The organism is Kineothrix sp. MB12-C1, assembly GCF_030863805.1.
In the GTDB taxonomy this organism is placed as follows: Bacteria; Bacillota; Clostridia; order Lachnospirales; family Lachnospiraceae; genus Kineothrix.
Genome location: NZ_CP132957.1, coordinates 3253481 through 3273241, shown reverse-complemented (window position 1 = coordinate 3273241; position 19761 = coordinate 3253481). Strand labels below are relative to the sequence as shown.

General features: G+C 40.6%; 21 protein-coding genes and 1 other annotated feature. Of the genes, 1 reads left to right on the top strand and 20 read right to left on the bottom strand.

Annotated elements, in window-relative coordinates; genetic code table 11:
* Nucleotides 1-10 precede the first annotated feature (10 nt).
* Genes RBB56_RS14970 through RBB56_RS14960 form a run of 3 tightly spaced genes read right to left on the bottom strand, consistent with a single transcriptional unit; the run spans nt 11 to nt 1986 of the window.
* Entirely contained in the window at nt 11-334 is a 324-nt protein-coding gene (locus RBB56_RS14970; protein ID WP_306719759.1) for a PTS lactose/cellobiose transporter subunit IIA, read from the bottom strand.
* A 49-nt stretch (nt 335-383) separates the two neighbouring features.
* Nucleotides 384-1658, bottom strand: a complete 1275-nt coding sequence (locus tag RBB56_RS14965; RefSeq protein WP_306719758.1) for a PTS sugar transporter subunit IIC — start codon at nt 1656-1658, stop codon at nt 384-386.
* A 22-nt stretch (nt 1659-1680) separates the two neighbouring features.
* A complete protein-coding gene (locus tag RBB56_RS14960; RefSeq protein ID WP_306719757.1) occupies nt 1681-1986 on the bottom strand; it encodes a PTS sugar transporter subunit IIB in 306 nt (101 codons plus the stop codon).
* A gap of 188 nt (nt 1987-2174) precedes the next feature.
* On the opposite strand from RBB56_RS14960, the gene RBB56_RS14955 reads away from it, so the two are divergent.
* Nucleotides 2175-4106 carry a BglG family transcription antiterminator gene (locus tag RBB56_RS14955; RefSeq protein ID WP_306719756.1) on the top strand — a complete coding sequence of 644 codons (1932 nt, stop codon included), beginning with the start codon at nt 2175-2177 and terminating at the stop codon, nt 4104-4106.
* A 77-nt stretch (nt 4107-4183) separates the two neighbouring features.
* Here the strand turns inward: RBB56_RS14955 and RBB56_RS14950 are convergent, their stop codons facing one another.
* The 17 genes from RBB56_RS14950 to RBB56_RS14870 form a co-directional block, all read right to left on the bottom strand.
* Nucleotides 4184-4609: an HPr family phosphocarrier protein gene (locus RBB56_RS14950; protein ID WP_306719755.1), complete on the bottom strand. Its 426-nt coding sequence runs from the start codon at nt 4607-4609 to the stop codon at nt 4184-4186.
* Nucleotides 4606-5379 (bottom strand): ABC transporter ATP-binding protein, encoded by a 774-nt coding sequence (locus RBB56_RS14945; protein WP_306719754.1) that lies wholly within the window; start codon nt 5377-5379, stop codon nt 4606-4608. The genes RBB56_RS14950 and RBB56_RS14945 overlap by 4 nt, the downstream gene beginning before the upstream one ends.
* Nucleotides 5363-6256: an ABC transporter permease gene (locus RBB56_RS14940; RefSeq protein ID WP_306722177.1), complete on the bottom strand. Its 894-nt coding sequence runs from the start codon at nt 6254-6256 to the stop codon at nt 5363-5365. Before RBB56_RS14940 ends, RBB56_RS14945 begins: the two co-directional genes overlap by 17 nt.
* Before the next feature lie 22 nt (nt 6257-6278).
* Nucleotides 6279-7277, bottom strand: a complete 999-nt coding sequence (locus RBB56_RS14935; RefSeq protein ID WP_306719753.1) for an ABC transporter substrate-binding protein — start codon at nt 7275-7277, stop codon at nt 6279-6281.
* A 190-nt stretch (nt 7278-7467) separates the two neighbouring features.
* Nucleotides 7468-7722 (bottom strand) — a binding site (T-box leader).
* Between the two features lie 103 nt (nt 7723-7825).
* A complete protein-coding gene (gene sufU, locus RBB56_RS14930; protein WP_306719752.1) occupies nt 7826-8254 on the bottom strand; it encodes a Fe-S cluster assembly sulfur transfer protein SufU in 429 nt (142 codons plus the stop codon).
* Entirely contained in the window at nt 8244-9485 is a 1242-nt protein-coding gene (locus RBB56_RS14925; RefSeq protein ID WP_306719751.1) for an aminotransferase class V-fold PLP-dependent enzyme, read from the bottom strand. The genes sufU and RBB56_RS14925 overlap by 11 nt, the downstream gene beginning before the upstream one ends.
* A complete protein-coding gene (locus RBB56_RS14920) occupies nt 9469-10557 on the bottom strand; it encodes a SufD family Fe-S cluster assembly protein (RefSeq protein ID WP_306719750.1) in 1089 nt (362 codons plus the stop codon). Before RBB56_RS14920 ends, RBB56_RS14925 begins: the two co-directional genes overlap by 17 nt.
* 12 nt (nt 10558-10569) lie before the next feature.
* A complete protein-coding gene (gene sufB, locus RBB56_RS14915) occupies nt 10570-11976 on the bottom strand; it encodes a Fe-S cluster assembly protein SufB (RefSeq protein ID WP_306719749.1) in 1407 nt (468 codons plus the stop codon).
* Between the two features lie 11 nt (nt 11977-11987).
* Nucleotides 11988-12740 (bottom strand): Fe-S cluster assembly ATPase SufC, encoded by a 753-nt coding sequence (sufC, locus tag RBB56_RS14910; RefSeq protein ID WP_306719748.1) that lies wholly within the window; start codon nt 12738-12740, stop codon nt 11988-11990.
* Nucleotides 12694-13224: a MarR family winged helix-turn-helix transcriptional regulator gene (locus tag RBB56_RS14905; RefSeq protein WP_306719747.1), complete on the bottom strand. Its 531-nt coding sequence runs from the start codon at nt 13222-13224 to the stop codon at nt 12694-12696. The genes sufC and RBB56_RS14905 overlap by 47 nt, the downstream gene beginning before the upstream one ends.
* A 316-nt stretch (nt 13225-13540) precedes the next feature.
* The gene (locus RBB56_RS14900; protein WP_306722176.1) at nt 13541-14701 is read right to left on the bottom strand and encodes a UxaA family hydrolase; all 1161 of its coding nucleotides are present in this window, start codon (nt 14699-14701) and stop codon (nt 13541-13543) included.
* Between the two features lie 21 nt (nt 14702-14722).
* A complete protein-coding gene (locus tag RBB56_RS14895) occupies nt 14723-14998 on the bottom strand; it encodes a UxaA family hydrolase (protein WP_306719746.1) in 276 nt (91 codons plus the stop codon).
* Between the two features lie 16 nt (nt 14999-15014).
* A complete protein-coding gene (locus RBB56_RS14890) occupies nt 15015-16304 on the bottom strand; it encodes a TRAP transporter large permease (protein ID WP_306719745.1) in 1290 nt (429 codons plus the stop codon).
* Entirely contained in the window at nt 16304-16807 is a 504-nt protein-coding gene (locus tag RBB56_RS14885; protein WP_306719744.1) for a TRAP transporter small permease, read from the bottom strand. Before RBB56_RS14885 ends, RBB56_RS14890 begins: the two co-directional genes overlap by 1 nt.
* Nucleotides 16808-16865: 58 nt before the next feature.
* The gene (locus tag RBB56_RS14880) at nt 16866-17933 is read right to left on the bottom strand and encodes a C4-dicarboxylate TRAP transporter substrate-binding protein (RefSeq protein WP_306719743.1); all 1068 of its coding nucleotides are present in this window, start codon (nt 17931-17933) and stop codon (nt 16866-16868) included.
* A 91-nt stretch (nt 17934-18024) separates the two neighbouring features.
* A complete protein-coding gene (locus RBB56_RS14875) occupies nt 18025-18657 on the bottom strand; it encodes a GntR family transcriptional regulator (protein WP_306719742.1) in 633 nt (210 codons plus the stop codon).
* A 78-nt stretch (nt 18658-18735) separates the two neighbouring features.
* Entirely contained in the window at nt 18736-19758 is a 1023-nt protein-coding gene (locus RBB56_RS14870) for a sugar kinase (protein WP_306719741.1), read from the bottom strand.
* Nucleotides 19759-19761: the final 3 nt, after the last annotated feature.

Genomic DNA, 19761 nt, shown 5'->3' with positions numbered 1-19761 from the left:
ATGCGCAGACCTACTGAATAGTTACAATCATTCTTACTATTTTTTCCAAGTGTTTTGCAATATTCATCTCACTCATAATTGTCATTAATGTATCTTGTGCATGTGTAAATAAAATATTAGGTCTTACTTCTTCGTCTTCAATCGTACTTTGGAGAACTTTAGTCTGTGCTGCATGGGCCGCTACCATTTCTTTTCTGGCGTCCTCCATATGGGAACTATAAAGCTCTTCATCTCCTTCATACAAAGCCTCCAATGCTTTATTTAACAATGTTCTCCCGTTCCCCGCATTCACTATAATTTCCATTGCCTGCTCATTCATCTCTTCCGTTGTCATCTTTATCCTCACTTTCAATTCTTATCTTATTTAATCTATTGCTTAGCAGTTACAGCGCTTTTGCTTTTCTAGCTTCTGCTTCCTCTTTCTTAGCTCTTTCTTCCATTTCTTCCTTTAAACACTGTTTATCATATACCTTTACAAATGGGTAATAAATGATAAATGTCAATGCAAGCAATACCGCTAATAAAATCAGACCTCTAAAATCATGATTTGTCATATATGTCTGCAAGCCTACCGGCATATACCAAAGGAGGAAACTATCAGAAGGAACTGTTACCATCCCCAGCTTAAATGTGATGTATGTCAGTGCCGGCACTATAATTCCGCATATCCACATAGGGATCATCAATAATGGATTAAATACGATCGAGCCATAAACTACCGGTTCATTGATATTAAAGATTCCCGGGATAAGGCACGTCCTGCCCAAACCTTTCAATCTTCCCGATTTGGTAAAGAAGGCAAAGATCACACATAACATCAATGTACATCCGGTTCCGCCTAACCATACCCAGCCGCCAAACACTTCATTAGTTGTGATTAATGTAGCCGCGCCGCCTTCTGCTACCATTTTAGCATTCTCTGCTATGGCCTGCACACCAACCGTATAATAAACAGGTGTTAAAATCCAAGGACTTAAACCAAAGGAATAGAAGAAGCACATTAAAAACATGATGAGAACGAATCCGCCAAAACTCTGTGCAATGTTAATTAATGGTGATACCGCAACATTTACATAAGCATAAAGGTCTAATCCCAGAATATTACACAATATAAATGAGACTACCATAATGACAACAATAGGGGCAATACTATCGAAGCTATCTACCAAAAACTTAGGAAGCTGTGTATCTTTCTTAAACAGACTCCTTTTACTGAAAAACTTCATTACTAAGGCTGTAAAGATTCCGGCAACAATTGCCACGAACACTCCGCCTGAACCGATCCGATCTGCCGCTACTACAAAATTTCCATCTGCATCAAAAACACTCTGGCTCATCATAAGCATAAGTGCAACGCCCATAAGCCCTGCTTGTCTTTTATACTTCGGTAATTTATATTTTTCCAAAACAAAGGTCGGTATTAAGAATGCAACAAAAATACTGCTCAATCCAAACGTAAAAGTACTGATATAGGAGAAATCAGGAAAATTCTCAATATATTCATTTAGAATCGATAAAATCGTTATGAATGAACTAATCAACATAACGGGCATAATAGCAACCATTGTTTCCTGTACCGATGCTACCCAAGGGTTCTTTGCAACTTTTCCCGCTTTCGGTCCGAATGAATTTGTCATCCAATCAATAAACTTATTCATAATGTTATCCCTTCTTTCCTCTTTATTCTTCTGTTAGTTTAAATGCTTGCTCCAAGATCGATTCCCCATTCATTTTGGCGTAATCCTGCTCGCTTATAAATGCATATGGGACATTATATTCGTTAATAATTTCAGCAAGGTCATCTTCCAGATATTTAAGATGCGGCCCGATTAAAATAATATCTTTGCCTTCTATATAATCCTCTAATTCTGTCTCACCGATAGCCTCCACATTAACATCTACCCCTGTACTTTTTCCTGCTTTTCTTACGTTTTGAGCTATAAAGCTGCTAGAGGCACCTCCGCCGCATACGAAAAGAATTTCCATATATACTTTCTCCTTATTGTTTTATTTTCTGCAACGTTACTATTTTCTTAAATTTTATAGTTATTCTCTTAGCTTTTCAAATTTTTTAATTACCGCTTTCAGGTATTTAAAAGATGCTAATATTTTTTGCTTTTTAAAGTATGAGGTATTATTATAAGAGTAAATATAAAGTAGTAAAGGAGGAGTGTATGCGTCAAAATAAATCGAGAGATATTTTAGATTATTTCATCAAACATTCGTCAATAAATCTCTCTCTAAAAAGGATTTCTGACAAATTTGGAATTTCTCAAAAACAAATAAAGAATTATATAAAGCAGCTTAACGAAACTACTTCTCCTAATACAATTATTATTCAAATGAATTCTAACGAATATCGGCTATGTGATAATTATAACTCATATATGCATCTATTCGAAGATACGGATTATCTGCCCAAAGACAGAAGGTCCAGCATTTTGTCAAAGTTACTTTTATCTGCCGAACCTTTGGATATTTTTGATTTGGCAGATGAACTCTATGTCAGCAGACCTACTATTGACCGCGACCTTATAAGAGTCAGGCGAAATATTTCTGCCTTCAATTTAAAATTATTAATTAGGGATGATCAAGTTTCACTTGTTGGAACAGAGAAAGATAAGCGCCGACTTACAAGCACTTTGATTACCTCTGATTATTATGCAAATTTTATAAGCAGCGATAAAACAAAGTATTTGAATGAAAGCTATCAGATAGATTTTCTTAAGCAAAATCTGAAGAAGATGTTCAATGAGTCTCATATCTTTTTTAATGACTATTCTCTTAATAATATTGCACTTCATCTCGTTATCACAATTGACAGATTGAGACAGCAATGCGAAATTACCGATTTTTTGCCGTCTATCTCTATAACAAATACGGAAAAAGAAGTCGCCGAAAATATTATTTCTTTTCTAGAAAAAAGTTATGATATCGTTTTTTCTGCATCAGAAAAGCAGAATTTAACGATGTTTTTATCCTGCAATCTTGTCACCGTTGACTACAATTTTGCTAATGCAAAAAATATAAGCAATTACATCACTGATGAAAGCGAATATTTAACACAGCTTATACTGTTGAAAATCAAAGAATATTATGCTTTAGATGATTTTGATGAGATATTTGTAACAAGGTTTATGTTGCATATGGACAACCTGCTTAAACGGATCAATACAAACTTTTCCGTTCATTCTCCTCTTTCAAAAGAGATTATGTCAACCTATCCTTTGATATATGATATTGCAGTTTTTGTAGCGGATATCATTTATACCGAAACAAAGCACATGATAAATCAGGATGAAATTTCTTTTATCGCCCTGCATATCGGCAGCTTTTTTGAAAGCAACCAAATGAATAAGGATAAGCTCGCTGCAATTTATGTTTATTCTAATTATCATGAATTTTATCGTTATAATATTGAAAAGATTCAAAAATTATTTAACGACCGTCTGAATATCAAATTCAGTATTTCTGCTGATAATTATGCATCTTCAGATATTAAAGAAGATATTGTTATCAGTGAAGTGGGGATTCGAAATAAAGATATTATTGTCATTTCGCCTTTCATTACGGAAGGAGAAATTGCCATAATCCGATCACACACCAACGCGCTCATTCACAAGCAGAAATACGATCAATTCGAATCTGCCTTCAAATATATGTTCAGTGAGAAATTATTTTTCACAAATATTACAGGTAACGACGAGTTCCAGGTTATTAATAAGATTCTAAATAAAATGGAGCCTCTGGACTATTTTATGCCTTCTTTTCCCGATGATGTAATTAAACGCGAAAGGCTTTCTTCCACTTGCTTTCATAACGGTATCGCTATTCCGCATTCTATCAGCCATCAAATTAAGAAGAGTTTTATTTCTTTCACCTGTTATGACAAAGGTCAAACATGGAATGACGAAACAGTAAAGCTTGTAATTTTAATCGGGATTGCTTATCATGAGCGCAAAATGTTCCGCTCTGTTTTCAATCAGCTCATTCATATTTTTACCAATGAAGCTCATGTACTTTCCGTCAGCAAATGCAAAATATACGATGAAGTTATCGATACAATAAAAATTATATTAGAGGATATGTATAAAGAGCATTTCTAAATTTATTTCATAAATATATCTTAATACATAAAAACGCCCTTATTTATGGACTTTAATCTTTCATAAACAAGGACGCTCTATAAATTATCTTTAAAAAACTCTGCCAATTCTACCACGGCCTTCGCTTCGTCCGGCCCTTCCGCTTCCACAAGAACCTCGTCTCCTTCCATAAGCCTAAGAGACATAATGCTGAGAATCCGTTTCGCATCTCCCAAGCTGTCATTCACACTGACAGAAATTGCTGACGCATACTTTAGAGCTTTTCTTACAAGCTGCCCGGCCGGATGCTCGAATTTCTCAGGATAATCAGTTATCTTATATCGGAAACTTTTCATTTTTTTAAGTTCCGCCTTCCTTATAGATTTGGTAACGGCTTCTTTTACATAATTTTCAACCGTTCCTATTTCTATAATTCCCGCTTTTCTACTATATATTCTATGAAAAGTTTTCTTACCTTCTACTATTCCAAATAAAATATCTCTTTTTCTTTGTACAATTCTCAATTACCGCATTCGACGCTAATACGATTGAAGATTCCCATGATTTCCTCTGTTTCCAGACTACCTTTTTCTTCTCCGGCCTTATCCAGAATGGCATTTCCTTCGTGCATCATTAGAATTCTATCCCCATATTCCACCGCATATCGGAGATTATGAGTCACCATAATTGTCGTCACTTTTTTCTCTCTGACAATTTTATCGGTCAATTCCATAATGATTTCTGCCGTTTTCGGGTCGAGTGCCGCTGTATGCTCATCCAATATGAGGAACTCAATAGGAGACATCGTAGACATAAGAAGAGCCAATGCCTGACGCTGACCGCCGGATAAAGAACCTACCTGAGTATGCAGCTTATCTTCCAGCCCCAGATTCAAGGGTCTTAATAAGTCTCTGTAATACTCTGTTCTCGCCTTATTCACTCCACGTCCTAAGCCGTACCTTTTTCCTTTATTATCCGCAATGGACATGTTTTCGAGAATATTCATGCTCGGACACGTCCCTTTTGACGGGTCCTGATAAACGCGGCCGATTTTGCGCTGTCTTAAGAAATCCTTCTTTCCGGATATATCCTCTCCGTTTACCACAATCTTACCGCTGTCGATATCGATACTTCCGCAGATAATGTTTAACATAGAAGTTTTACCGGAACCATTACTTCCCACTACAGACACGAACTGTCCATCCTGTATCGTAAGATTAAAATCCTGGAAAAGACAAAGTTCATTGATAGAACCGGGATTATAATTTTTATTGATATTAATTAGTTCTAGCATGTTTTCCTCCTGTCTTCTTCCGATCCATACCGATCACGAGTATGATAAGGAACAGCACTGCGGTAATCAACTTAAGATCCGTTGACGGAAGCCCGATTCTGATTGCAAGAGCCACACAGCCCTTATACAACACTGAACCCAGAACCACGCTGGAAGTAATATTGAAAAATGTAATTTTTTTAAAAAAACTCGTTCCGATAATAACACTGGCAAGACCGATAACTACCGTTCCGGTTCCCATGGAAATATCGAAATATCTTTGCTGCTGTGCAAAAATACAACCGCTGAGCGCTACCAACCCATTGGCGATAGCAAGACCGACAATTTTTACAAAGCCTTTATCCACACCTAAGGATGTAACAATCGTATCGTTATCTCCTACCGCACGAAGTAAGAATCCTGACTTCGTACTCATATAGGCATCCAATAAATATTTCGTAAGAAATGTAATAATTAAGATAATAATTACCTTTTTATACGCTGTCATGCCCGCAGGGAACAAGGTGTTAACAAAACCGTTATCAAAGATGGTGTCCATGTTATAAATAGGCAGGTTGGCCCTTCCTGCAATCCGGAGATTAACCGTATAGAGTGCCGTCATCATAATAATTCCCGACAATAAATCCCTTACCTTTAATTTCACATGAATCAGCCCGGTACATACTCCTATGAAAGCTCCCCCTATAAAGGTAATAGGGAGCGTTATAAGAGGATTTACTCCCGAAGCGATTAACATACAAGTCGCGGCTGCTCCCATCGGGAAGCTTCCGTCCACCGTCAAATCGGGAAAATCCAATATTTTATAGGTAATATACACTCCAAGAGCCATAATCGCATATATCATACCTTGTTCCAACACGCTGAGCAATAAAGTCACTGTCATTCCTCCACTTAAAAACTTATTCTACTATAATTTCCTCGAATTTCTCATAAGCACTGTCTACAAATGCACTGTCAAGGGCAAGATTGATTTTCTCCGCCGCTGCTGTGTTCACATATAAACTGGGTTCCGAAATTACTTCAAACTTCATATCGGAAGCCTTTGCTTCCCCTTTTAAAACCTTAGCTGCCATTCTTCCGGTCTGTTTGCCGAGTTCGAAATATTCAAGTCCCATGGAAGCTACACAACCTGCTTTTACCTGCTCCACTTCCGAACCGAATACAGGAATACCTGCAGTATTCGCCGAATCAATTACTGTTTGAAGAGCGGATACTACTGTATTATCCGTCAAATTCGTAAGACAGTCAACCTTTGTTACAATATCTGCTGCCGCAATTCCCACATCGGCGATAGTGTTGATTCCGCTTTCCACAATTTCAAATCCATAATCGCCTGCATATTTCTTATATTCTTCTATCGCACTGATAGAATTCACCTCACTGGTCGTATAAAGAATACCTATTGTTTTCGCCCCCGGTAAGACGCTGCGAATCATCTCAAGCTGTGCCGATACTGCAAGTGCATCTGAAGTTCCCGTAATATTGCCGGTAGGTAAACCATCATCATCCGCAAGACCAGCCTCCACAGGATCGGAAACCGCCGTATAGATAACAGGAATCTCTGTATTCATAGTAGAGTTATAAGCACTCATAGCACTCGGTGTTGCAATGGCGCAAATCATATCTACCTTCTGAGATACATAATTATCAACTATTGTGCTCGCCGTACCCGTATCCGCCTGTGCATTATCGAAAAGAACCATCAGATTCTCCCCTTCCTTTATTCCCTCTTCCTCAAGACCTGCAAGAAAACCATTCTTACAGTTATCCAAGGAACCGTGCTCGGCAAACTGAGAAATACCTACGACATAGCTCCCCGTACCTTTCTGTCCGCAGCCCGCAAACGCCGCTGCTATAACTGTCATCGATAACACCATTGCTAAAATTTTCTTTTTCATAATTTTCTTCTCCTTTATTATTTTATACCTATGGAACGAACAAAGAATGTGCCTTGGTACATTCTTGGCACCCTAGCGGATTGCGAAGCAATATACCTCCTCTCCGCGAGGTGCACATCCTGCACGTAGTGCTTTTTATGTTATAAGACGCAATTTCCTATAACATAAAAACCGCCTCAAGCTAATAATCGCTTGAGACGGTAATAATCTTAAAATAGTATTATTATCGCGGTACCACTCAAATTGCCATGCCTAAAACATGACCACTCTACCATGTACTGTCATACATGTCGGGAGGATAACGGGGCCGAATCCCGCCGGAACCTACTATAAGTTCAGTCCGGCCTCGAAAGTCCATTCAGTAAAATTTCCTGTACTGCCTTCCACCACCGACAGCTCTCTGTAACAGTTCCTGATACTTACTACTCTTTCTCACAGGTTTATTGTCTATTTCTTTTAATATACCTTAATCTAATTTTTTATAATTGTCAAGTTCTAATTTTCAACAAACATATGTCTCTTATTTTTAAAGCATTTCCATGCACAAATCATAGATTGTCCAATACCTTTACCAAGGTATGCCATGGCATCGTTGCACATTTCACACGTGCCGGCATATCCGAAATATTCTTCAAAGCTGCAGCATCCTCTAACTCATCTAACTCATCGTCGGAAAGCGGCTGTCTGGTCGCCATTTTCAAAAATATTTCCGCCAGCCGCCTGCCCTCTTCTACTGTCTTCTCCCGCACCAAATCAATCATAATTGAAACAGAAGCCTGAGATATGGCGCATCCCACTCCGGTAAAAGAACCGTCCGCGATCACACCATTCTCTACCTGCAGCTCCAGTTCTATTTCATCTCCGCAGCTCGGATTCCTGCCGGGCATCACGGCCGTAGGAAGCCGCAAATGCTTTTTATTATGACCGGAAATACTGTGTTCTTTTATTACTTCAGAATATAATTCATTAAGATTCATATCCAAGCACCTTCCTGACATTTGATAACGCATCTACAAAGATATCCACATCCTCCAATGTGTTATAAAGATAAAAGCTCGCTCTGCAGGTGGAAGAAGCACCAAGATGCTTCATCAAGGGCTGCGCACAATGATGGCCCGCACGGATAGCTACTCCGTAACTATTCAAAATGCTGGCAACATCATGAGGATGCACATCCTTTACATTGAAAGAAAGTATCCCCGCTCTGTTTTCAGGACTTTTCGAACCGTAGATTTCTACCTCTTCCAACTTGCTAAGCTTATAAAGCGCATATTGAAGCAGTGTAGTTTCTATATGATGGATATTCTCCCAGCCTGCATCGCTTAAATAATCCATAGCCGCCATAAGACCTACTGCACCTTCTACATTAGGCGTCCCGGCTTCCAGTCTCCATGGAGCATCCATATAAGCTGCCGATTGTTCCGATACCTCTTCTACAATTCCTCCGCCCAACATGAGTGGCTCCATCGTATCCAAAATACTTTTTCGTCCATACAGCACCCCTATTCCCGCAGGTGCCATCATCTTATGACCGGAGAAAGCCAGAAAATCCACATCCAATTCCTTCACATCGGTTTTAATATGGGGAACACTCTGAGCTCCGTCGAGAACAACAACTGCTCCATGCTTATGGGCCATACCGGCGATCTCCTTTACCGGAGCAATTCCTCCCAGCACATTCGATACATAATTAAGAGCCACTATTTTGGTCCGGCTGCTTATTTTCTCTTCCCATTCCTGAAGCGTGATCTGTCCCTCTTCATCTCCGTACACATACCGTAAAACAGCACCTTTTTCTTTTGCGAGCCGCTGCCACGGCAGGAGATTGCTGTGATGCTCGGCAACGGTAATCAGTATCTCATCGCCCGCTTCTATATTCGCTCTGCCATAAGATAACGCAACCATGTTGATTGCCTCCGTTGTTCCTGCCGTAAATACGATTTCCTCCGGATTATCACACCCGATAAAATCAGCAGTCCTTTTTCTCACTTTTTCATAGAGTGCAGTGGCATCCTCACTCAAAGCATAGGCTCCCCTATGGGGATTTGCCGCATAGTTTTTATAATAATCCTCTATTGCTTTCACAACGGAAAACGGCTTTTGACTCGTAGCCGCACTGTCCAAATAGACAAGTGTTTTCCCTATTTCTTTACGTGTGAGCAACAGGGGAAAATCTTTCTTAAATTGGTTTTTAAATTGATTTTCCATAAATACTCGCTCCAATATATTGTGTGATTTCCTCTCTGATTTCCGGTATCTCGATTTTGTTAAGAAGAGGTGTGAAAGATGCTTCCACCAATAACTGTTCGGCTTCTCTTCTGCCAAAACCTCTGCACATAAGATAATGCAACTTATCCGAATCCGGTCGGCCCGTAGAGGTAGCGTGCTGTCCTTCCACATTATCTTCTCCGCAAAGTAAAAGCGGTGCGGAAAGATTAACCGCTTTATCGCTCAAGGCAAGTACTGTTTCCTCTTCACTTCCTTTGGCTCCCGTAGCTCCCGTAATGAAATCCAAAGTACTTTTCAGCGTTTTCTTCGAAGAATCTGCCAAAGCACCGCGTACGGTAATTTTACCTTCGGTTTCCTTTGCGCCAAATGCAATCCGATAATTTAAATCCATTTCTTTTTTGTTTTTTCCTATATAGATTCCATCCAAATGCGCGCTGCTTTGTTCACTATTTAAAAGAACATCGCAAGCGCCTGCTGTTTTACCGCTTCCCAACTCATTCAAAAGAATATTTACAAAAGCCTTTTCCCGGGCCTGCACCGCTACTGCATCCACGTGAGTGGCTGTTTCCGGCAACATCTGTAATTTGATTATTTTAATTTTTGCGTTTTTCTCTGCTTCCAAAAGTGTAAAGCCGAAGTGAAATGCTTCTTCTTTTGTATTTCCGCTGTATTTTATAATTACTGTCGCATCGCTGTCCTTTTCCGCCTTGATGTGAATATAATCCTTTAGTAAGCGGTTCTCTTCATCCAAAGAATATTCTATAATAATCGGAGTATCCGGCAAAGCGCCTTCCGGAATGGTAAGGGCCAATGCGCTATTATAATTATCCGAAATAAATTCATAGTTTCTTTTCACAGAGTCGGGAATTGCCTTTGTCTCTGCTCCGATAAAAATGTTGTCAATCTGCACTCCTTCCGGCAAAGTTATTTTTGCTTCCTTCCGGTAAGCGGAAGGGCCATCCTCCATAAACTCAAGAGAAAGGCTGTTTATTCTTAACCAGCTCCATGTAGGAACCTGCAATGGATTCATATTTTCTAATGTAATTGCCAACGTCCTTCCTCCTTATCCAATACTTCCTTCTAATTCAAGGCCGATGAGACGGTTCATTTCAACCGCATATTCCAACGGCAGTTCTTTCGTTACCGGCTCCACAAATCCCCTTACAATCAACGCTTTCGCCTCTTCCTCGCTCAGTCCGCGAGTCATAAGATAATAAATGGACTTCTCACTGATTCTTCCAATTTTCGCTTCGTGACCGATATCCGCCTTATCATTTCGCACATCCATGACCGGAACGGTATCCGACCGCGATTCGCTGTCTAACATAAGCGATTCACAAACAACGCTGCATTTACTGTTTACCGCCTGCGGCATGATAACCACCGAACTGCGGTACGTGGCCTTTCCTCCGTTTTTGGAAATGGACTTGGAAGCGACCGTAGAGGAGGTGTTAGGAGCTGCGTGTACTACTTTAGATCCCGTATCGAGATCCTGATTTTCCCCCGCAAAAGTGATTCCGGTGAATTCGCTCTTGGCATTTTCACCCTTCAATATACTCATAGGATACAACATCGTAATATGGGAGCCAAATGTTCCTGAAACCCATTCAATTTTCCCGTTTTTCTCAACGACTGCTCTCTTGGTATTCAAATTGAGCATATTCTTGGACCAGTTTTCTATTGTGGAATACCGAAGAGAGGCCCCTTCTTTCACATATAGTTCCACCGCTCCTGCATGCAGGTTTATTGTGTTGTGTTTCGGCGCAGAACATCCTTCGATAAAATGAAGGCTGGAATTCTTCTCACAAATGATCAATGTATGTTCAAACTGTCCTGCTCCCGGCGCATTCAAACGAAAATAGGATTGCAGCGGCATACTTACTTTCACTCCTTCGGGCACATACACGAAGGAACCGCCCGACCAAACTGCTCCATGAAGAGCCAGGAACTTATGCTCCGTTGCCGGCAGAAGCTTCATAAAATACTCTTTTACAATATCTCCATATTCCTGCAGCGCCGTTTCCATATCCGTATAAATAACACCTTGTTTCAGCAGTTCCTCCCGCATACTGTGATAAACCACTTCGGAATCATACTGAGCACCGACACCATCCAGCGCTTTCCATTCTGCCTCGGGAATACCGAGACGTTCGAAGGTCTCTCTAATATCATCCGGCAATTCTTTCCAATCATCCGTCATCGCTGCCTTAGGCCTCACATAGGTTACAATTTCATCCATATTGAGTTCATGCAGAGACGGCCCCCACTTAGGAAGTTCCTTTTCATTATATATTTTTAACGACTCCAAACGACGTTCCCGCATCCATAGCGGATCGTTCTTATTCATCGAAATCTCAGTCACGATATCTTCAGTAAGTCCGTGCTTCACCTGATATTCTATATTATCCGTGTCATAAATATCATAAATGTTTCGCTCGAACTCATCTATTTGTGTCCTTTTCTTTTCCACTTACATTCACCTCACTCCGAAAGGAAACTTGCAAATCCTTCCCGGTCAATTTTCTGTATCAACTCTTTTCCACCGGTAAAAACTATTTTTCCGTTTACCAAAACATGAACATAATCCACCGGCAAATCCTTCAACAGTTTCGTACTGTGGGAAATAATCAAAAGAGAGTGTTCCTCATCCAGATTCTTATAATGGGCAATACCCTCTCTCACTGTTTTCACTGCATCCACATCCAGACCGGAATCGGTTTCATCCAAAATAGCCAGTTCAGGATTCATCATCAGAAGTTGAAGAATCTCGCTTTTTTTCTTTTCCCCTCCTGAAAACCCAAAGTTTACATACCTGTCCGCATAGGCCTTATCCATCTTAAGCAAATCCAGTGTCTCATCCAACTGTCTCCTGAAAGCGAACAAAGATGTGGGTTTACCTTCTACAGCCGCTTTCGCAGACTTCAGGAAATCTCTCATCGTGATTCCATCGATTTCCTCCGGTGTCTGAAAAGATAAAAAGACTCCCCTCTTCGCCCGTTCGTTGGTCGCTAAATCCGTAATATCTTCACCTTTCCAGCAGATACTTCCACCTTTTACTAAATAATCGGGATGTCCCATAATCACATTAGCAAGTGTGGACTTCCCGGCACCGTTAGGTCCCATAATCACATGGATTTCTCCCTTATCTATCTTCAGCTCTAATCCATTAATAATTACTTTCTCCGATTCAAGCGTCGCATGTAAATTGTCTATGTGTAGCAATGTCTGACTCATGTTCATTTTCTCCTTCTTTTTCATCTTGTTGCTTGTGTATACAATCAAATTCGCAAAACGGAACACAACTTTTTAAATGATTCAAAAATTCAAAGATTGTCTCTATCTCACCCTCACTTAAGGTCTTTAAATAGCCGCACAGGTTTCTATTGGACTCTTCATGAAAGCTCAAATGTTCCTTTCTGACTTCCTCTCCCTCTCTCGTCAGCCGAAAGTACTTTTCTTTCTTATTTCCAACCTTCGTGTATATCTCCAGCAATCCTTTCTTGGATAGCTTGACAGAAACCTGTGTAACGGCTCCTTTTGTAATCCGCAGAAGATCCGACATATCGCTGACGTTCAATTCAGGAAAACGCTGAACTACGTCCAGAAAAGCAACTTCCGAATGATATAGAAGCTGTCCGCCATATTCCCTCGGTTTCTTTTGCTCTTCCGTAATCATACTCATGACCTCAAATATTTTCTCTGTTACTCTACAATTCATGATCTATGCCTCATATTCCTTTCATAAATCCACTATAACAGTTCAGTACCCTCACTGTTACAAAAGCAAAGATTGCTTTATGAAAATCTATTAAAATCACTTTTGGTGATGAGATTTTCACTTGCTTTTCTACGTTTCCTTAACTTAGTATAGGACAAATATTTTAATAAGTCAATATTGTTTAGTAGTTAAACAATATTTTTATATTTTAATGTAACAATGTGTTTCCTATAGAATAAAAAATGTCTCAGACTAAATTATAATCTGAGACATTCCATTATCCTGATATTTTATCCACACTATAAATATCTATCGCTTACGCATAATTGCAAACTCTTTGCACCGATGTTTCTACAAAGCCGAGAACTTCTGCTTTCGTCAGTTTTCCCTTCGCTACTTCTACTACTTCTTCTAATAACATGGCTCCAAGCTCTTCCAAGCTTTCCGGACCATAAATCACATGGCTGGCATCTACATCAATATTATCCTGCATCATAGCATAGGTCTCTCTGTTACCCGTTACTTTTATTACAGGTGCCAGCGGATTGCCCGTAGGCGTTCCCCGTCCTGAGGTGAATACGACAATCTGTGCTCCCCCTGCTATCATGCCTGCGATGGAAGAAGGATCGTTGCCCGGCGTATCCATAATGACAAGCCCTTTGCTCTCGATAGGCATCGCATAATCCACCACATCTTGTACCGGCGTGCTGCCTCCCTTATGGATACAGCCTAAGGATTTTTCTTCCAGCGTAGTAATTCCACCCGCCTTATTCCCCGGGGAAGGATTGCCTGCACGTACCTTTTCTCCCGCCATTTCCAAGCTTTCTTCATATCTGCTAATAATATGGTATATTTCTTTTTCCAACTCAGGATTCGCCGCTCTTTTAGCCAGGATATGTTCCGCCCCGATGAATTCGGTGGTTTCGCTTAATACTGCTGTTCCGCCTTCTCCTACGAGCAAGTCGCACATCTCACCTACCATCGGATTGGCTGCCAGCCCTGAGGTGGGATCGGAGCCTCCGCATTCGGTTCCTACAATCAGCTTACTGATAGGGAATTCCTTCTTTTGTAAAAGAGAAGCTTCCTGCACCATCTCCATTGCATAACGCACTCCCTTTTCCATGGTTCTGATCGTACCGCCTTCTTCCTGAATAATCAGGGTCTTTATCGGCTTATCGGTCAGCTTCTTAATCTCCGCCACCACAAGATCCATCTGGCAGTTCTCACAGCCAAGAGATATAACTACGGTTCCATATACATTAGGGTTCGCCGCATATCCTGCCATCATATTCATGGTATGGATTTGGTCAGACGGCACCTGGGAACATCCATTTTGATTGTGGAAGGATACCGCTCCGCTCACCTGTCTGGCAATCATTTCTGCCGTATCGGAAGCGCAAACGCTCGCAGGCAGAATCAAAACATGGTTTCTCACTCCTACTTTACCATCACTTCTTTCGTATCCATAAAAATTCATTTTCACATCACCCTCCTTCCATCAATCTTTTTCACTTTTCACGTTATGGGTATGTACATGCATGCCACTTCCTATTGGCTGTGTGGCTACCCCAATTACCTGACCGTATTTAATCAGCCTGGCTCCTTCGGGAATATCCGTAAGGGCAAGCTTATGATAAATAGTAATATCTTCATTTACCTTTAAAGCTCCCACACTATTATCTTTTCTTTTATATTGGATTTCTTCTCCGGCTTTTATCGGTTCAATGGCAACAATTACATTATCCTTCTCATGAATCATCAATCCTTTAATCAATATACTGCCTCCCATCTTAATAGAACAGAGTAACGAGTCCCGTTGTAAGGACCGGGATAAAGGTTAACAGTAACAAAACGAGTAAAAGAAGCAAATAGAAAGGCACTGCCTCTTTAATAAAGTTCTTAATCTTACATTTTGTGATACCGCAAGTAACGAACATCAAGGTACCCATCGGAGGAGAAAGAGAACCTATGGAAATATTGAAAATAAATACCATTGCGAACTGAATCGGGTCAATTCCATAGGCTGCCGCTATCGGTGCAAGCAAAGGACCGAGTATAATATTGATCGCATTACCTTCGATAAACATTCCTACAATAATAAGGAAGAAGTTCACGATAATCATAAATACATATTTATTAGAAATACTATTTACGATATAATTGGTCAGTGTTTGAGGAATCATTTCTTTTGTAAATATCCAGCTCAACGCAGATGCAGCACCTACAATAAGCATAATAGAAGCCGTTGTTAATACCGTTTCTTTTACCGCTGAAACGAGATTCTTCACATTCAGATTTTTATATACGAAACCTAGTACCATGGAGTACACGATAGCAACCGCTCCTGCCTCCGTAGGGGTGAACACGCCGATTCTGATACCGCCGATAATGACGATAGGTAAGCAAAGCGGTAAAAAAGCTCCTTTTAATGCTTTCCAAAGTTCCTGAAAAGATGCTCTCTCTGTACGAATCGGCACATATCCTCTCTTTTTCGAAATGAAACGTACCAATATCATTAATGAAATACATAAGGTAGCTCCCACTCCGATACCGGATATAAACAGCTTTCCGACCGATAAATTGGTTACGGAAGCGTAAATGATCATTCCGATTCCGGGCGGAATCAGGGGGGTAATCATGGAAGAAGTCGCTGTTACTACAGAAGAAAATTCCTTGGAAAATCCTTTTTTCTCCATTTCCGGCACGAGCATTTTCGATTGCATAGCCGCATCGGCAAGATTAGAGCCGGACAACCCTCCCATCAATGTGGAAAGGAGTACGTTTACTTGTGCCAGTCCTCCTGTCATACGTCCTGTTATTACAGAACAAAAGTCCATAATTCTCGACGTCACCCCGGAGTAATTCATCAGCACACCCGCACAAACGAAGAAGGGGACTGCTAAAAGAGGAATACTTTCCGTACCCGCAACAATTCTCTGAACGATAATGAGACTGGAAACATTCGAGGCAATGGCAAAATAAGTAACGCAGCCTGCCAGAATAGATACGAACACCGGAACCTTCAGGAACAAGCATACTAATAATACGATGACCGCTAATACTACAACATTCAATTCCATCACTTGTCCTCCTCTTCCTCTTCGATATTTAATCCTTTAAAATCTCTTATAAGATAAATCGTATAGCTTACCGCCATCAGCACACAACCGATCGGAATAGCCATATAAATATACTGCGTGGGTATTCTTAAGATATTAGTCACCCGGGAGGTTCTGATAAACTGTTGCACCAAAGATATTCCATTGATAAATATAAATCCAAGCACGCCCATAGAAACGATATAGATAATAACATCCATTACTTTCTGCATCTTTTCCGGGAACATATCCACTATCATATCGATAGCAATATGACTTCCGTTTCTAAATGCTGCGCTCGCTCCGAAATAAATAACCCATGTAATTAAACCGAGCTGTACTTCCTCCTGCCATATAAAGGGAGAATTTAAAAAGTAGCGCCATATTACGCCAAAAAAGGTAACACAAACTAATAAAATAAGGCAGACACCCGAAATACAATAATCAATTCCCAATATCCTGTCTAATTTCTTATTTTGCCCCATAGTTTCACATCCTTTCGAATAGGGCTCCGTAACCCGCTTCCTTACGGAGCCCTCCTGCTTACTGACCGATAATTTCTTTTACTCTGTCAACCAATCCATCTGACCATGCACCAGTAAGTGTAGTATCTTCATAAAAAGGTTCTGCCGCTGTTCTAAACGCACCGAAATCAACTTCTGTCACGGTAACGCCTTCGTCTTTTAATTTCTGCAAGCTCTCTTCGTCCGCTATCGCTGCCAGTTCATTCTGACGCTCTCCGGCTTCCTGTGCTGTCTGCAACAACCATCCCTGCTGCTCTTCTGTCAAAGAATTGAAGAAATCATTGGAAATAACAATCTGGGATAAATCTCTGATATGTCCGTCTAACATCAGGTTCTTAGCTACTTCCTGGAACTTGCCGCTGTAGATTACGGACAAGGGATTCTCTAATCCATCTATGGTTCCCTGAGATAAGGATGTATATACCTCTGTTAACGGCATGGGTGTGGGTGCTGCGCCTAATACTTCAAATCCTTTTACGTGTACCGTAGATCCCTGCGTACGTATCTTCATACCTTTTATATCTTCCGGGCTTGTTACGGGCTTAGTGGTGATCGTATGTCTTACCCCATATCTCCAGTTTCCTGCGATTACTTTTAAGCCGGCACCTTCCAACTGTGTCATCTGCTCTGCCCACCAGTCGCTGGCAACTAATGTATCCAGTTCTTCCCATGTCTCAAACAGGTAAGGCGCCTGCATAATTCCAAGATCCGGAGCTCCTCTGTCCGCCAGGAACGGGCCATTGCCGATACAAACTACAGAATCGCCTGCGAGAATCTGATCGATCAAATCGCTCTTGGATCCGAGCTGACCGGAAGGGAATACTTCCAACTTCATCGTTCCACCGGATACTTCACTCAATCTTTCCGCCCAATATTTTGCGGCTTCCTGAACCGGATCTCCCTCGTTATTATCATGTCCGAATTGAATAACAACTTCTACCTCTGCTGCCATATCCGCTGCTTCTGTCTCTGTTTTCTGCTCCTCATTTGCCGCTGTTGTTCCACCGGCTGCTGACTGACCGCATCCTGTCATAACTGCTGCGAGCATTGTCAATGATAATGTTAATGCAAGTATTTTCTTTTTCATTCTATCTCTCCTTTATTTTGTTATATTAATTTCCTATATATTCTTGTTGTGTACTTCTGATATATCAGTGATGCTAAAAATTTTTAATCCATTACAAATATTCAAATGCCTCATTAATTGCATGTTCTATATGATGTCTGACCCTTTGCTCTATCCTGTCGGCATCCTCCTCCAAAAAAGCTTCTATAATTTCGATATGATCCTTTATGGAACTGCCGTACTGTCTATTTCTTTTAGATATCCTTAACCGGATTCTATGACTATGGTCATTCACCACTTGCAGCATATCCTTTAGAAATTTATTATCCGTATATTCAAGAATCATATTGTGCAGATCCCGATCCAAGTTAATAAAATAGTCCCTCTGCTCCTCCATGACCGAATCCGCCGGTGGTACCATCCAGGCTTCCCTCATACGAAGCAATCTTTCTCTCGGTATCTTACCGCATGCACCCCTCGCCGCATAAGGTTCATTTAAGGCACGTACTTCATAAATAGATTTTGTCAGGTCTACCGTAATATCTGATACGATAGTCCCCTTTCTTGAATATATATATACAAAACCTTCTTTTTTCAGCTTTTGGATCGCTTCTCTCACAGGAGTTCTGCTGATATCCAATTCATCCTGAAGACTTTCTTCCGATATATCGCTCAGCGGAGGAAGTTCTCCTTTCAGAATCTTGTCTTTTATTATGTTATAAGCAATTTGTGCTTTATCTCTCATAAAGTCCCCCTATATTTTTTGTCAATGCATCGTTATTAAATCATATTGACGCTCAAATTACAAGGGGATTATGAAATTTTATCTTTGTACTCTACCGGATGCATTTCCTTTTGCGAGGGATTCAACCTCCGCCTCTGCCACCAAATTGAAGTCGTGTTCGATCGAATGTTTCAGACACGAAGCTGCAACTGCGAATTCAATTGCTTCCTGAGACTCTTTCCCTTTCAGCAGTGAGTGAATCAAACCTCCGCCAAAGGAATCTCCTCCCCCTACCCTGTCAACAATATGTACCAAATATTCTTTAGAGAAGTAAGCTTTATCTTCATGGTAAAGCATAGCCGCCCACTTATTGTCTGTTGCTGACAGACTTCCCCTAAGTGTAATCGCTACATATTCGAGACCGAACTTCTCCTGAAGTTTCTTTGCTACACTGATATATCCCTCTTTAGAAATCTTTCCGGTATTGATGTCCGTACCTTCTGCGTGTATTCCAAATACATCCGCAGCATCTTCTTCATTTGCGATGCAGACATCTACATATTCCATCAGCTTAGCCATTACTTCTCCGGCCTTCTCATTGGTCCAAAGCTTCTTTCTATAGTTCAAATCACAGCTCACCTTTAATCCTTTTGCCTTTGCTGCCTTACATGCTTCCAGACAGATTTCAGGATTTTCACCGCCCAGAGCAGGTGTGATTCCTGTAAAATGAAGCCACTGTGCTCCTTCGAATATTTTATCCCAATCAAAGTCCTCTTTCCGCGCAAGTGCAATGGAAGATCCGGCACGGTCATAAATTACTTTTGATGGTCTTTGGGAAGCCCCTTTTTCTACAAAATAGATTCCCAGGCGAGGTCCTCCTATTACAATATCTTTAGTATCCACTCCGTATCTTCTAAGCTCATTGATCCCACTCTGTCCAATTTCATTAGCTGGAAACTTGGATACAAAAGATGCTTCATGCCCATAATTAGCTAAAGAGACAGCAACATTGGCTTCTCCTCCTGCATAGGATGCTTCGAATTTATCCGCCTGCACAAAACGCAAATATCCCTGCGGATTCAATCTAAGCATAACTTCTCCGAAACATACAACTCTTGCCATTTT